Annotated in this window: 16 protein-coding genes; 7 read left to right on the forward strand and 9 right to left on the reverse strand. The window is 55.4% G+C overall.

Annotated elements, in window-relative coordinates; genetic code table 11:
- Window positions 1-71 precede the first annotated feature (71 nt).
- The 7 genes from ACTG2G_RS04650 to radC all read left to right on the forward strand — a co-directional run bounded on the left by ACTG2G_RS04650 (window position 72) and on the right by radC (window position 3,679).
- Window positions 72-392, forward strand: coding sequence for a hypothetical protein (locus tag ACTG2G_RS04650; protein WP_043133795.1), 321 nt, complete (start codon window positions 72-74; stop codon window positions 390-392).
- Between the two features lie 10 nt (window positions 393-402).
- Window positions 403-1,191 carry a hypothetical protein gene (locus ACTG2G_RS04655; RefSeq protein WP_053288702.1) on the forward strand — a complete coding sequence of 263 codons (789 nt, stop codon included), beginning with the start codon at window positions 403-405 and terminating at the stop codon, window positions 1,189-1,191.
- A 280-nt stretch (window positions 1,192-1,471) separates the two neighbouring features.
- Window positions 1,472-1,948 carry a lecithin retinol acyltransferase family protein gene (locus ACTG2G_RS04660; protein ID WP_439985223.1) on the forward strand — a complete coding sequence of 159 codons (477 nt, stop codon included), beginning with the start codon at window positions 1,472-1,474 and terminating at the stop codon, window positions 1,946-1,948.
- Window positions 1,949-1,974: 26 nt separating this feature from the next.
- Entirely contained in the window at window positions 1,975-2,400 is a 426-nt protein-coding gene (locus ACTG2G_RS04665; protein WP_439985224.1) for a DUF2787 domain-containing protein, read from the forward strand.
- A gap of 9 nt (window positions 2,401-2,409) precedes the next feature.
- Window positions 2,410-2,820: a hypothetical protein gene (locus tag ACTG2G_RS04670; RefSeq protein WP_201975751.1), complete on the forward strand. Its 411-nt coding sequence runs from the start codon at window positions 2,410-2,412 to the stop codon at window positions 2,818-2,820.
- Window positions 2,813-3,070: a hypothetical protein gene (locus tag ACTG2G_RS04675; protein WP_103828958.1), complete on the forward strand. Its 258-nt coding sequence runs from the start codon at window positions 2,813-2,815 to the stop codon at window positions 3,068-3,070. Before ACTG2G_RS04670 ends, ACTG2G_RS04675 begins: the two co-directional genes overlap by 8 nt.
- A gap of 111 nt (window positions 3,071-3,181) precedes the next feature.
- Window positions 3,182-3,679, forward strand: coding sequence for a RadC family protein (gene radC / locus ACTG2G_RS04680; RefSeq protein ID WP_024941038.1), 498 nt, complete (start codon window positions 3,182-3,184; stop codon window positions 3,677-3,679).
- A gap of 362 nt (window positions 3,680-4,041) precedes the next feature.
- Here radC and ACTG2G_RS04685 read toward each other — a convergent pair whose 3' ends face one another.
- The 9 genes from ACTG2G_RS04685 to ACTG2G_RS04725 form a co-directional block, all read right to left on the reverse strand.
- Window positions 4,042-4,683 carry a hypothetical protein gene (locus ACTG2G_RS04685; protein ID WP_156157160.1) on the reverse strand — a complete coding sequence of 214 codons (642 nt, stop codon included), beginning with the start codon at window positions 4,681-4,683 and terminating at the stop codon, window positions 4,042-4,044.
- A complete protein-coding gene (locus tag ACTG2G_RS04690) occupies window positions 4,680-4,997 on the reverse strand; it encodes a hypothetical protein (protein ID WP_039964969.1) in 318 nt (105 codons plus the stop codon). The genes ACTG2G_RS04685 and ACTG2G_RS04690 overlap by 4 nt, the downstream gene beginning before the upstream one ends.
- A gap of 219 nt (window positions 4,998-5,216) precedes the next feature.
- Complete coding sequence (locus ACTG2G_RS04695) at window positions 5,217-5,930, reverse strand: M48 family metallopeptidase (RefSeq protein ID WP_181497544.1); 714 nt, start codon at window positions 5,928-5,930, stop codon at window positions 5,217-5,219.
- Window positions 5,930-9,061: a type I restriction endonuclease subunit R gene (locus ACTG2G_RS04700; RefSeq protein WP_234576873.1), complete on the reverse strand. Its 3,132-nt coding sequence runs from the start codon at window positions 9,059-9,061 to the stop codon at window positions 5,930-5,932. Before ACTG2G_RS04700 ends, ACTG2G_RS04695 begins: the two co-directional genes overlap by 1 nt.
- 74 nt (window positions 9,062-9,135) lie before the next feature.
- Entirely contained in the window at window positions 9,136-10,200 is a 1,065-nt protein-coding gene (darG, locus tag ACTG2G_RS04705; RefSeq protein WP_103828953.1) for a type II toxin-antitoxin system antitoxin DNA ADP-ribosyl glycohydrolase DarG, read from the reverse strand.
- The gene (gene darT / locus ACTG2G_RS04710; RefSeq protein ID WP_439985225.1) at window positions 10,197-10,667 is read right to left on the reverse strand and encodes a type II toxin-antitoxin system toxin DNA ADP-ribosyl transferase DarT; all 471 of its coding nucleotides are present in this window, start codon (window positions 10,665-10,667) and stop codon (window positions 10,197-10,199) included. The genes darG and darT overlap by 4 nt, the downstream gene beginning before the upstream one ends.
- Window positions 10,636-10,848 (reverse strand): DarT ssDNA thymidine ADP-ribosyltransferase family protein, encoded by a 213-nt coding sequence (locus tag ACTG2G_RS04715; RefSeq protein WP_439985226.1) that lies wholly within the window; start codon window positions 10,846-10,848, stop codon window positions 10,636-10,638. The genes darT and ACTG2G_RS04715 overlap by 32 nt, the downstream gene beginning before the upstream one ends.
- Before the next feature lie 266 nt (window positions 10,849-11,114).
- Window positions 11,115-12,443 (reverse strand): restriction endonuclease subunit S, encoded by a 1,329-nt coding sequence (locus tag ACTG2G_RS04720; protein ID WP_439985227.1) that lies wholly within the window; start codon window positions 12,441-12,443, stop codon window positions 11,115-11,117.
- Window positions 12,443-14,890, reverse strand: coding sequence for a type I restriction-modification system subunit M (locus ACTG2G_RS04725; RefSeq protein ID WP_439985228.1), 2,448 nt, complete (start codon window positions 14,888-14,890; stop codon window positions 12,443-12,445). Before ACTG2G_RS04725 ends, ACTG2G_RS04720 begins: the two co-directional genes overlap by 1 nt.
- Window positions 14,891-14,978 lie beyond the last annotated feature (88 nt).

The following is a 14,978-nucleotide window of genomic DNA, read 5'->3' on the forward strand; positions in this document are numbered from 1 at the left end:
TCATTTCCCGCTGTGCAACCACCGCATGACAACGGGAAATGAAAAGTCATTTTTATCCATAAGGAGACATCATGAAACGTTACTTTGCTATCGCGGGCCTGCTTTTTCTGGCCCTGACCATCAACATCGCCTGGACCGGCAAAGCTCCCTGGCTTGGATTTTGGGGGCTGACCGCCACCTTCGTGTTCGGCACGCTTTTTACCGGTGTTGGCATGTGTATCGGGGAGTGGTTTCGCCGCTTTACCCACCCGGACTGGATCTCGACCAGCGGCGCAGTCGAGACCTTCAAGGCCAAAGTGTTTTGGCTTATGGGGCCGCAGGCCATCGGGGCACTGATTGGCTTTTTCGCCTTTCAGGGCTTTATGAACAATATCCTCGGCTATGCCGTGTAAGGAGTGTGGGATGCATCAATGGATAATAGCTCTACTGGGCTTGCTGCTAACGCCCGCCGTGCTGGCGTTTGGAGACCATGGCCGCTGGAACGATGGCTGGGGTCAGGGGGTAACGGAGTACTCAGCAACGGTCGATGACGCGACCTATCTCTATCTATCGTGCCGGATGGGCCAGCTTAGCCGCATCGAACTCAACCAAGCAGGCCAAGCACCGACTGAAACCGTTTGGCTACGCATCGATGGCCATACCTATCCCCCGCTATCCGGCATGGTGGCAGGGAATGACAGTAAGGCGTTCTATGACATGTGGGCCGCGCTGCGCTCAGCCAAGTCGCTGCAAGCCATCACCCAGGATGGCCGCACCGTTGAGCTGCCGGTCGCGGGTGTACAAGAGACGCTAACTGCCGCTACGGACGCGGCCTTTGGTTGTGCCTTTCCGGCTCCAGAGCCTGAGCCAGCCGCCGCCCCCTTGAACTTTGAACTGCGCGCACAACAGGGCGTACTGCAGATTGTGTCTCGTAATGACCCTGTCACGATTAAAGACATCACCATCAACCGTGGCCAGTGTCAGCTGGTTCGGGAAGTGCCGAGTGATGATTGTGTCAGCGGTCGTGTGAAATGGAGCACCTGTCTCGCCAGTAAAGACCGGTTAAAACCAGAGTACATCAAGCAAGTGTTCCCTGTTGCGATGAACTTTGGACAGCAAGCTCGGTTCACCCTCAAGTCAACACCGCTGTGCCGAGTATTGGAGGTGGTTATTCATACCGACCGGGGAGATGCCGGTTACACCTTCGAGTGAGCCCACTCCACTTCGCTATGCCCGGTCTCGTACCGCAATGCTGTTCAGATAAGCACTTTATTGACTGATTATTCATAAATTAGATTTGAGTTGGGGGGACAAGGCTGTGTCCAGTCGCTCTTCCTCCAGCCTTTATCCAGCGAGGCTTGCAATAGAAAGAGGGAGGCATCATGCCTCCCTCGCTTTTTGTCCTGATACTACGTGGACTGGAACTCAAATTCTCTTAAGTGAACAGCATTGGGTCTCGTACCGGGCTTTTTGTTTTCTAAAAGGAGTAGACATGCAACCTGGTGACCATCTGGTCGTAAGCCGATGGGGCTACGACCATCACGGCCTCTACGCGGGCAATAACCAAGTCATCCACTATACCGGGCCTTTCTCGAGTGAAGGCCCGGTGACAGGGCGGATTATTGTTTCATCGTTGGAGATATTTACAGGCAATAGCGACTGCTACCGGCGTGAATACAGCCACCGTTACTACAGTCCGAGCGAAAGCCTGGCGCGAGCGTATCAACGGCTGGGAGAGCGGGCCTACAACCTGCAGTTCAACAACTGCGAGCACTTCGTGACCTGGTGTATCCAGGGTGTGCACCACAGTGAGCAGGTAGACCAGGCGTGGAGTACCGTCTTGCTAGCCATCACGCTTGCACAAACGCCCCTGCCGCCGATCCGCACCACCGTGCCTACGTTCCCCGCACTACTCACACCGCTGACGAACAAGCTGACAACCTGGCTAATACCCTGGCGACTGCGCTAGTCCCAACCCTTTATTCGGAGAACTCCATGACCATTCCCTTTTTCCGGGACGGCTTTGCCCTGCCCGTTGACCAAGCATTGCTGATTCTGCTCAACCAGGAAGTCGCTAAAACCGAGCTCAATCTTGAGCGCTTAACCCAACTGACCTTCAACTTTCGCAATCCCGGCTACAGCGCCGAGCAAGGCGGCGTGCACCCGGTCGAGATCCGCCTGATCCGCGGGCTCGATGGCTGGCTGTTCGATTACGTCACCGACTTCAGCTACCAAGGGCTCGCCCAGGATGCTGAGCTCTGCAAAGAGCTCGATTTCAACTTCCTCGATGGGGAACACACCATGTTGGGCTGGGGACCGCTGCGGCTGGCCGAAGCGCGGGAGTTGTTCGATATCTGGCAAAGCAACTTCATTGCCTACTGCCGGTTGGAATGCTTCAGCGTCACGGTCGCAGGGGATTAGGAGGTCACGATGAGCCAAGAATTAGCGCTCTCCCACTACTCACGTCAATGGTTGGGACAAATCGCCGCCAACGCCAAGCTAACCCCCACCCGCAGTGGCCAGCGCTGGCTGCTGCACCTGACACCGGATAGCCCACAAGCCAGCACAGTCACCTTACAAGTGCGCTGGTCTGGCGTGCGGTGGCAACTGCTCTCTCTCACCAATGCTGGGGACTGGCACACCATGAGCCAGCCGAGGGATGAGATCTGCATTGACCCCAAGCGCAGTTGTTTCTGGCGTTGCCAAGCAGGGCCAGTCTCACTCACCGATCAGCCTCGCGTGCTTGCAAGCTTCCTGACTGACCTGCAGCGCATCTGCATCCATCGCGGCTATCGGGTAGAGAGTGACCCCATTGAGCAACAGGAGAATAAGGATGATTAATACCATGATCGCTATCGAGCTGGAGGCTTATCTTGAACACGATGGTCAGATTGAAGTGGTGCATGACCAAGGCCAGGCGGTGGACGGTTATGCCCTCTATCTGCGCTATGAAAACGAACGGGGCGATGCACTGGCGCAATGGCTGTGCGATCACCCGGATCGCCGCTGGCTAGCCCACTTAGGCAACCTGATCGCGACCAGTTACCACATTCCACTGCACGACTACACCCCGCACACCTTGGCGGCCTGAACGCCGCCAGCCAATCCTGTTGTTACATCCCATTGAGTAACCTATTAACCAAACACCTCGCCGACCCTGCCGCGTCCAATGCGGTGGGGCGATGGCGTATGGAGCCTAATCATGTTGCATCAAAAACTCACCGCCGGGGAGATCCCCGGCACCTACCGGGTGACTGACCTTGTCACCGACGATGACCTGCTCACCATCGCCCAAGCTGTTGCCCGGCAGAAACTGGCCAAGGGAGAAGCTATTACCGATAAACACTTGGCCCATCAAGCCCTGCAAGGACTGCTGCAAACACGAGATCGCGAAGTGTTTGCTGCACTGTTCCTTGATAACCAGCATCGGATCTTGGCCTATGAAGAGCTGTTCCTTGGCACCCTGTCCGCTGCAACCGTCTACCCCCGCGATGTGGTCAAGCGGGCACTGCACTACAATGCTGCCGCCCTGATATTGGTGCATAACCACCCGTCGGGATACCCGGAACCCAGCCGGGCAGATATCGAGATCACCCTGCGCCTACAGAATGCCCTGGCACTGGTGGATATCCGGATTTTGGATCATCTGGTCGTCGGTACAGAGGGTGTGGTGTCGCTGGCAGAGCGGGGAGAGCTGTAATCAACCTCAAGCCATCCACACAGGGTGGCTTTATTTTTTTGAAATAAATCACAGTTTTTTGATTTTGTACTGCTTTGTAGCTGCGTCCTCTACACACCGTTCTGATTCTGAAACATTGGGTATCGTGTCTTGCTGCATCAATGGTTTACCATTGTGCCCAATCGAATATGAACACTGCCCTCCCTACCGTGGGGGTGACATTGCAGTTGAGCACCAAGGATCATCATGGCCGTCAATCAGGGAAAGTGCGAACAAGTATCCCACGAACAAAAAATGAAAATTTTAGTCATTTAATATCAATGGGTTACCAGTAAATGCTCTCGTGCCATATGACTTATTCGCACCTTCCTTAGCGGAATACATCAGAATTTAATCGAGCGTTTGACTCGCTCAAGTATCGGGCGCCATACAATCGCATCCGACTGCCTGTGCGACAAGGTTATTTCAATAAGACGATTGGAAACAGGAATCTTGTATTGCGTCACTTGCCAAGGAGAAGGCCCATTAACCCCCGCGCGAATGTAAGGCATTACGAGCACTCGGTAATTATTGAGCCGCTCAATGCGGACAGGCTGCATCTCAATTATCTTTGGGCCGCCAGACGCCTCAAGTTGCCTGAACATTTTTAACATTTCAGTTCCAACCTCTTGGAGGTCTGCGGGGGTAGCTGCTGCAAGATCGGATTGTGTGTAATCAGGGGGGGACGTGACACTTACACGAATCATCGCACCGGTTGGATTAGGCGTAGCATTCATCGCCAGTAAGGATTCTTTTCGACCACTTGATCCTTCGATGCCGGCATTATCAGTCATTGCTTGGCCAGCAGCGCCGAGATTTTTGCGATTTTCCAGAGACAATACCGTCCAATGAGATGGAACATCGAGTGAGATGCCGTAGGCCAACTGAACACTACGAAATGAAGTGTCTTGCGCGAATGCTGAATGTGCAAGCAGCGTTAAGGCAATAAACGCGGCAAGAAATAGATGTTTGATATTCACTCTCATTGCTCCCCTCCTGCGCTAGGCGGTTGCTTTTTCTCTTGTCTATTAAGAAATGAGAAAAACAGCCAAGCAAATACAAATGCGCCCCCCATATCGAGTGGGTTTTGTGGACTGATCGGCACGCCGACGCTATCGGAAATGGCCTGATACCTGAGCACCTTCAGGACCGATAGCGCGACCACACTCACAATAAACATCAAAATGGTCAACGACCATGCAGCCAGGCGAGACGCCGACTTCTGCTTAAATGCAGTCACGTTCAGTAGCTTTGCCGCACCAAACACGAGCAGTCCGTAAATGAGCCAATCGACGAGCATGGGTAGTTCTCCTATCCGCTAACGCTTGGCATCAGCGGTGGTGCGGCAGCACCGTCCGCTGCATGCCATTGTTAATTGGATTTTGCTTTTGGCCATGATCTCGCACCTCGATAACTGTACGTAAGATCAGTATAGTTCGTGGTAACTGACTGCTAATCATGGGTAATCAGGATCTGGTTTTGCCGGCACCATACCACAAACTTACCTAACTACTCTTCCCTAATACCCCCACCGGTTAAACGCCAGCGGCATCTTGTTGAGCTTCTCGCGATGCTCGCGCCAGTTGGGCAGATGGGTATCCATCAGTGTGATAAATCGCTGGTTATGTTTGCGCTCTAACAGGTGAACCAGCTCGTGCACCACAATAAATTCCAGGCATTCGGGGGGCTTCTTGACTAATTCGAGGTTGATCCAGATGCGGGATGTATCTGTTTTGCAGCTCCCCCACATGGTCTTCATCCGTTTGATACCGACAAACGAAGGGGTGACGTTGAGCAAGGCCTGCCACTTGGCAATCAATATCGGCAACCGCTGGCGCAGCAATTGGCGATACCAGCCCAGTAGCAAGGCTTCTCGCTTCGCGGCGTCATAATGAGCGGGAACCCGCATCCGGATCCACCCCCCTTGTAGCTTGACGCTGTGCGCTCCCTCAACCGGGATCACCTCCAATCGATAGCCCCGTCCCCAAAGGTAGTGCGTCTCGCCGCTGCACATCTGGCGCTCGCTCTGACGTGGCTGCGCCTGAAAGTGGGCCTGTTGCTGCCGGATCCACGGCAAGCGTCTGACCACGGCCATTCTGATGGCCGTCTGTGACAGCGACGCCGGGGCCGAGACGCGCACGCGACCATCAGGGGGCAGCACATTGATGTGCAGGTTCTTGATCCCCTTATGCTGCAACTCCAGCGTGAGCTCACCAATGGTGATCAGGGGCATCAGTGGTACTCCTGCTGCGCTTTCACCAGCTCCATCACCTCGGCAACGGTCACATCGTATCCCTTGGTTTCTTCGGCAATGGCAAACGCGATCTCCCGCTCCTTGAAGCGATCGCCATACCAATCGGCCTTCTTGGTATAACGCACGGCGGTATCAATCCTGGCCACCAGCAGCTCATCCTTGCCCAGATTGTCATAGAGTGCCCGTTTGGCTGCCGTGTCTATGCTCTCTGGGTAGGCGCTCTGGCTATGGCTCTGTGGATATTTCACCTGCTTGGCCAGCTCGCGGACCTTTTCCAGATACTCCTGATAGGAGATGGCCTGCTGGCGGCGCAGATCGATCAGCTCATCGAGCAGCACCGACATCCTCTCGTAGTATTTGGGGTTGACCGGGTTCTCATCGACGATGGTCCGGCGCACGTTGTTTTCAATCGCCTCGGCCATCGACTCCTGATTGTCGCGCATCTCCTTGGGCAACCCATCCAGCGCCTCGGGGCCGCGCTGGATAATGAGCTCCAGCAGCCCCAGCTCCTCAAAGTCCATCAGCGTCTCGCTGGGGTCGGCATCCACCCACAGATCCAGCATCTGGCGCATGCCCGGCTCGAACTGCTTCATGTCCACCAGATCACCACTGGCCAGCTTGATCTCATCCCGGACCTTGGCGAAGTGTTCGACCTCCTGCTTGATCGAGGCGGCCTGCGAGGCGCTGTAACCCGCCTCCTCCAGCTCACCCGCCAGATTGGTAAAGGCGCGGATCAACTTGGCCACCAACTGATAGAGGGTCAGCCGCAATGCCTCTTTCTCGCTCAACGTCTCTTCATCGGCTCCCGGCTCACAACAGAAATAATGCTGATAATCGAGTTGCGACTTGGGCGCCTTCACCGGCTCACACAAGGCACGAACGGCTTCCAGAGCGTTATCCAGATCCTCTTTGGCCTGGGCCAGTCGATCCTTGAGCAGCCCGGCCACATCCTCCTTGTCATAACCCGCGAAGGCCTCGGCCGTATAGTCGTTGACCGTCTTCTCCAGCGACTTGAACAGGTCTTTGTAATCGATGATGTAGCCGTACTCCTTGTCGTCACCATCCAGCCGATTCACCCGACAGATGGCTTGGAACAGGTTGTGATCAGCCATCTTCTTGTCGATATAGAGGTAGGTGGCAGAGGGGGCATCAAAACCGGTCAGCAGCTTATCCACGACAATGAGCAGCCGCATCTGGCCCGGCTCTTTGATAAAACGCTGCTTGACCAGTTTTTCAAACTCTTCGACCCGCTTAGCCGCCTCATCCTCCGGCTGCTCGAAATAGTCGGCCAGCATCTTGCGATAGATGTTGTACTTGGCCAGCTTCTCCGTCAGCCCCTCGCCCGTCTCCTCGCCCTTGATCTCGCTGGCATTGGGTTGGTAACTGGTGACGATGGCGCACTTGCCAGCAAAACCGGCCTGGCTGAACATCTCGTAACTTTTGCAGGCTTGATAGACGCTGGCGCAGACCAGCATGGCATTGCCACGACCATCGGCCAGCCGGGGCTTGCGCTCGAAGTCGAGCAGAATATCGGCCACTATCTGCTCCAGCCGCGAACGACTGGAGAGCAGCTTCTGCATGGAGGCCCACTTCTGTTTAAGCTGCTGCTTGCCCAGCCGCGAGAGATCCTTGGTCTTGGTATCGAACCACTCATCCACTTTCTTCTGGGATTTGACCCGCTGATCGATATCCCGCGCCTCGTAGCGCAGATCCAGCACCACGCCATCACTCACCGCCTCGTTGAACTTGTAGGTGTGAATGTAGGGGCCAAAGACCTCGATGGACTTTTTTTTGTCCTGCTTCATCAGCGGTGTGCCGGTAAAACCGATAAACAGCGCCTCTGGCAACAGGCTCTTCATAGCCCCATGCAGCTTGCCGGACTGAGTGCGGTGGCACTCATCGACAAACACAAACAGCTGCCCCTTGGGGCTGAAGTCCGAGGGCAAACTGCGGCGCATATCAGCAATAAAATCATCCGAGCTGCCATCATCTTCGTCATCCGACTCGCCTTCTGGCGTGCGACCGAACTTGTGTACCAGCGAGCAGATAAGCCAAGGGTTATGGGCATGCAGACGGGTCACCAGATCGGCACCGCTTTTGGTGCGCAGGATCTCCTCCTCCACCCCACTGAATACCTTCTCGATCTGCTCATCGAGTTCGGTACGGTCGGTGATGATAAGCACCCGGCTGTCGGTCACATTTTCGCGGATCCACTTGGCCAGCCAGACCATGGTCAGGCTCTTGCCGCTGCCTTGGGTGTGCCAGATGATGCCGCCATCCCGGCGGCGGATATAAGCCTTGGCGGCACGGATGCCGAAATACTGGTTATGGCGGCAGGTTTTCTTGGTGCCCGCATCAAACACGATAAAGTCGTGGATCAGCTCCAGAAAGCGCGCCTTACTGCACAACTGCGTCAGATGCTGGTCCAGCAGATTGGCACCCGGCAGATCGACATGGTCGGAATGGATTGGATCGGCTGGCTCTTTCCACTCCAGATAGTATTTCTCGTGGGTTTCGATAGTGCCGTAGCGCACCCCTTGGGTGTCGTTGCCCGCCATCACCAGCTGCATGGTGGTGAAGAAGTTACGGATAAAATCCTTCTTCTGGTTATCCAGGTTCTGGTGGATACCTTCGGAGACAGAGACGGTAGATCGCTTGAGTTCAATGACGCCAAGGGCAATGCCGTTGACATAGAGCACCAGATCCGGCCGTTTCTTATGCTCGCCTTTGACCGTCACCTCTTCGGCAATGGCAAAGTCGTTGGCCTGCGGATTGGCCCAGTCGATCAGCCAGACGGTTTGGTTCTGCTCGCCTGCCCCTACTTTTTCCTTCACGCCATAACGCAGCAGGCGATAGACCTCCTTGTTGGCGTCATAGAGGATGCGCCCTTCGCCCAGGCTTGCCGCCCGATCCAGTTGCCTTAGCACCTTGGGGATAAGCGCCGCGTCCACACCACGCCCCGCCAGCCAGGCGGTCAGCAGTTCCGGCTCGACATTCCGGTTGTTCTCCCGTGTATGCCAATCCCCCAGATAGCGATAGCCCAGCTCCGCTTGAAATAACTTGATGACGCGGTTCTGGGTTGCCCGCTCCCGTTGGCCGACTGAAATCATGCTCTCTATCCCTGTTATTCTCTCAAGCCGCCGCGACAACCGCGCAGCCGCTCTTATTTGTTACACCCACTTCGTTACACCAATCCCTGCTGCAAACGGGTCAAGGCGATCTGCAGACTGCGATCATCAAACAGCCGCGCCTTGCGCTCACCCCACGGGGTTCCCGCTGGCCAGCGATGCAACCCCTCTCGCAGCGCGCTCAGCGTCGGCGCACAGCCCTCTTCGGCTATCAACCAATCGACCGTGGCCAATAACTCCATGCCATAGGGCGACTCAAAACCGTCGATTAACGCGGTCGTCTGCTCCAGTATCGGTAAAAATGCTTTGGCCTCGGTATGGAGATAAACGGCAAGCTCTTGTTTTTTGGCCTCATTAAACCAGATGACATCAAACGGCTTGCTATCCGGAATGCGCTTGTCGGACTGCAGATAACTGCCGTCCATCGCATTGAGCAGATGGGTCAGATTGTTGGCATAAGGGCCATAACGATGGGCCTTAAACTGCAACTGCAGCGGATCCCCCAGCGGGTTGCGGCCAATGACCCGAGCCAGAAACCAGGCCAGCTTCTGGATTTCCAGCAAGCTGCACTCCATCCCTAAAAACCAGTAGCGACGTACCAGTTCAGCAATCAAGGCCCGAGCCGGAGTCAGCTCCGCCACCCCGCCGCGCTTGGCCACATTTTGGTATTGGCTACTGGGCTCATAGAGCAGGATATCGATATCCAGATCGCCCAGTGCCGTTTCAATCGCCTGTTTGACCTCTGGCCAAGGCAGACCACCGTTGCCAGCCCCCAGCGGCGGAATGGCAATCGAAGAGACCTGCTGCGCCTGTAACCAGGCCCGCAGATCCTGCAAACCATCCTGGATCCACGCCATCTGTGCCGGATTGCGCCAGTGCTGTTTGGTCGGAAAATTCACGATCCAGCGCGGCCCCAGCAGCTCACCCGTCTGGGTAATAAACATCTTGCCGGTGACGACATCACCCTGTTTGCACGCCTCGGCATAGGCGCGCATATTGGCCGGGAACCGCTCCTTGAACATCAAGGCGATCCCCTTGCCCATGACACCGACGGTGTTGACGGTATTCACCAGCGCTTCCACCGGAGCATCCAGCAGATTGCCTGTTGTATATCGAATCATCTGAAATACCACCCATCACGGACATAGACGGGGCGCGCGACCCCGACCCGATTCATGCATTGTTCCACGCGGTTCTTTATCTCTTCGTTGTAACACACCACGCCCAGCAACGCCTCGATGGGGCAATGTTGATGGATCAAGGCCTCGGCCTGATAGCGTTCCAGCTTGCTCAAATCTTCCGCATCACGCTTGAAATCACGGCGCTGCAGCAGTGGCCAGTCAATACGCCCCAGATCGCCAAGGTCGACATAGAAATTGGCCCACTGGTAATAGGCATGGCTATCGGTAAATACAAACGGCAGCCCCAATTCAGCCATGCGATGCAGGCTGGAAACCAGGATCAAGATTTCATCATTTTCACGCTGGGGAACACCGCGCCCTGAGTGAATATTGCTGAGCATGGGAGAAAACGGCGTGAAGTAGAAGGGCACATAGTCATTCAACACGCCGTAAGGGGCCAGCGGCACTGGATGGCGCGCGCTTGGCAATCAGCTCCGGCAGCCCGATATGCACCCAGTGCGGGTTTTGCTGCTGACCATTCCCCGCCCACAGGCCATGGGTCAGGATCCATTCCAGGTTATCCCGATGCACGATCCGGAATATCAGCGCCTTCTGCGGATTCAGGCTCTGGCTATAGTCATAGGCCATGGGTGGCTAGCTCCTGCGATACCCAGCGCTTGATAAACACGCCAACGATGACCCCACCCGCTTTTCGTATGCGGGTGGCCGCTGTGCACGCCATCAAACAACTCACAATAAAAGTATCTCTTTCTTTTCAGATAGATAAACATCTATCGCGCCAATTAACAACGCCCCAGTCACGCAACAGTCAAGCAAATCCGGCGCTGGGTGGCTCCGGTGGCCAGGCTCGCGGCAGAGGCGGTCATCCGGTTGGGCTGCACTTATGCCCCCGTCTATGCCCCCGCCGCCAGCGGCAGGCGAATTTTGCCGGTCAGCAGTTGCTGCATCATGCCTTGCTTCAGGGCGCGGGCCTTTTCCAGCTTCTGGGTCAACGCCTGCAGCTCGTTATCCATATCGGATAAAATAGTTGCGATGGCGGTTTGTTCTTCAATCGATGGGAAAATGGATTTTGTTGACTCCATTTTCTCCTTTGTGACATGCAACATTGTGCCGCCACTCGAAGAACTATTCTTTAACCTCTCGGTCATATCACCCAGCAAATAGAACAAGAATGCTTTATTATTGCCACTCTTACATTCAACTTTCCAAATGTGATAATGATAAATAGCCTTGCTTCCTTTCCATATTACGGGTCCAAAAGTTGCCGACCACATAAATAGAAGGTCTCCAAAATCGCAATACTGCCTTTCTGGAAGTTGCAAATTTGAATAATAATATTCATCTCCCCTCCCAGTCAGATTTTGCAATCTAATGACGGGTACTCCGGACGATTCCCATTCGTGTAAAGCGTAAGCTCGACCATTAATAAATTGGCTCGCATCTCCAAGTGACACAACCTCCCAATCCTCCGGAATATCTCCCAGTTCGCTGAGTTTATAGCCCTTTTGAGTACCATCGGGGCGCAGGGCGAAGGCGGGCAGACGGGTGCGGCCGGTCAGCAGTTGCTGCATGGTGGCGCTCTTGATGGCCTGTTTCTTGGCGATCAGCTGCTCCAGCGCATCGATCAGCGCATCACTATCCGACAGCACATTGGCAATGGCGGTTTGTTCTACAACCGTAAGAGGTAATGCAAATTTCAACTGCCTTACTTGAGCAAAGTTCAATCCCTCCCTATTACCACCAGCTTGAAAGCTATCGATTTGATTTTGACCAACACTTGAATTAATAAGCTCAACCAAAACAACTGGAACAAATTTAGAACCGTCGACTCTGATTATGCAGACGTGCTGGTTTACATTGCCACCGATGACTTGAATATCTGCTTTTGCACAGCGCCCGATTGATGCTCCAGTTATATTTAGTAGTACATCATCACGTTTGATTTCTGAACCAAGAAAAGTAGAGTGAACAGTCTCCGTTATATATGCAACATCAGATAAATCGAGTTTCCCCCATCCGACATTTTGGCTTCTAACAAATGGTCTCCCACTATCAACATATACAGAAGAACCTCCAGTTGGAGTTTTTCCACTGCCAACCTTTACCGCACAATTATCAATTAAAAAAACATCCCAATCCTCCGGAATAACCCCCACTTCCGTTTGCTTATAACCCGCCGGGATCGCCTTGCCTGCTGTCTCTTGCATCATCTGCTCTGTCATTATGCCCACTCCAGCCCCATGCTTTTGAGATGCGCGGCCACCTTGGCCTCCAGATCTGCGACCTGCTGGGTCAGTTGCGGCAGGGTGGCGCGGTAGCGCTCCTCCAACTCCTTGACGCGGTTGGCCAGCTGCTGGGTGATGCGCTCAATCTCCGCCTCGATGGCGGCCTGCAAGCTGGCGCGCCACTTATCCTCCACCAGCAGTTGCTTGATCTCACTCTCAGTCAGCTTGGGGTAACGGGCCACCACCGCCCGATCCAGCGCCTCTTGCGCTTCTTTTACCGCCTTTTTAGCCTGGCTTTCGGCTTCGAACCGCTTGATGGCGGTTTTTAGCGCCGCCTTTTCCTCGGCATCACTGGCTTGCTTGAGCCGCGCCTTCAGGCTGGCGGCGTTGATCTTCCCTGCGTCGTTGGCAGCGTCACTTAGCAGCCCCTCCTCGCCGCCCTGCTCTTCCAGATAGCTTTCCAAGGATTGGTTGGCCTCATCCGCGGCGGCCTGCAGGGCGTCGATGTCGGCCTGCTTATCGCTAAAGAAACGGGCCACCAGCAGCGCCGGTGGCAGTAGCTCGGCCTTGTATTTGCTCTTGCCCAGCACCAGATCCGGCGTCTCTTTAAGCTTTTCGCCCTTGTCGACTTTAAGCTCGCGCAGCACCTTGCCCGCCGCCCAGCCATCCTGGGAGAGCACATAAACATCGTCCTGCATCACGGCATGCCAGTAGTCCAGCAGCAGTTGGTAGATATCGTAGTTATCCAGCAGCGGCAGCGGCGCATAGGCGGCGAGCAGCGATTCGCTGATCTCTTCGATCAATGCCTTGGGCGACTCACCCTGCTCAATCTCCGCCAGATGGCACTCGGTAAACCAGCGCGAGAAGGGTTCGAGCGAAGCAGATGCAAAACGGACAAACTCGGGGTGCGCCAGTATGGTGCCCTTGACCTTGGCGGCCTCCACCAGACCATGGCTATAACCCGCATGGGCCGGAGCAAACAGATCGGCCCGCAGGGTCGGGAACACCTGCCAGTAAGCGCCCAGGGCGTCGATATCGCGATTGGGAATGCCGCCTTTAAGGTGGGCGGCCAGATCGTGCAGATCTTCGGCCTCGCTGGCATCGATATAGCGCGGAATATTCAGGTTGTAGTCGTTGGCGGCGATTTCCAACAGCGGCACTGCGCGGCTGTAACGGGGGATCAGCTGCTCGCGGGTAAAGGTATCGACGATCTTGTGGATGTCCTGCTCGCGCAGCCGGTTCTTGTTGCCATCTTTGATAAAGCCTTTACTGGCATCGATCATAAACAGGCTCTGGCTGCTGTAGCCGTTGGCCTGGATGGCGCGCTGGTGCGCCGTCTCCTTGTCGATGACGATGATGCAGGCCGGAATGCCGGTGCCGTAGAAGAGGTTGGCAGGCAGGCCGATGATGCCCTTGATAAAGCCTTGTTTGAGCAGATTCTCGCGAATGCGCGCCTCGGCATTGCCACGGAACAGCACGCCGTGGGGCAGGATCACAGCCCCCTTGCCGCGACTGTTGAGGCTCTTGATGATGTGCAGCAAGAAGGCGTAATCGCCATTTTTCTCCGGCGGTACGCCCCAGACAAAGCGGCCAAACTCATCGTGCTCGGCATCCAGGCCGCTGGTCCAGTTCTTGTTGGAGAAGGGCGGGTTGGCGACGGCAAAGTCGAAGCACTTGAGCTGGTTGTTGCCCTCCTTCCACTGGGGCGCGGCCAGGGTATTGCCCTTCCAGATCTTGGCGGTCGGGTTGTCGTGCAGGATCATGTTCATGCGCGCCAGTGCGCTGGTGGCGTTATCCATCTCCTGACCGTAGATGGTGAGCCCCTTGGGGCCCGCCTCGTCACTGGCCTTGAGCAGCAAGGAGCCGGAGCCGCAGGTGGGGTCGTAGACGGTGGCATCTTGCGGCGTCTGGCGACTGATGCCGATCACCTTGGCCAGAATGCGCGACACCTCGGCCGGGGTATAGAACTGCCCCTTGGACTTGCCTGATTCGGTGGCGAAGTGGCGCATCAGGTATTCGTAGGCATCGCCTAACAGATCATCGCCCTCGGTGCGATTGGCAGAGAGATCCAGCCCCTCAAAGATGCCGATCAGCTTGGTCAGGCGGTCGATCATCTCCTTACCCTTGCCCAGCTTATCCTCATCGTTGAAGTCGGCGATGTCGATAACGCCCTTAAGATCATTAGCTTCGGCCAGCGCCGAGATGGTGAGGTTGATCGCCTCGCCGATATTCGCGGTCCCCTTGAGCGCCACCATGTCACTAAAACTCGCCCCGTGCGGCACCTCAATCATGGCGTAGGGGTTACCCTTGGCCTTGTCGGAAACGTACTTCACAAACAGCAGGGTCAGCACATAGTCCTTGTACTGGGAGGCATCCATGCCGCCACGCAGTTCATCGCAACTGGCCCACAGGGAGGAGTAGAGTTCGTTTTTCTTGATAGCCATGGAAAGGGTTCCAATAAGAGTCAGTTTGCGCCAAGGGCGCATGGAAAACGAAAAGAGGCGATTGTTTGCACCCATACGGGTGAGCACG

The organism is Aeromonas sp. 55A (assembly GCF_051919665.1).
In the GTDB taxonomy this organism is placed as follows: domain Bacteria; phylum Pseudomonadota; class Gammaproteobacteria; order Enterobacterales; family Aeromonadaceae; genus Aeromonas; species Aeromonas veronii.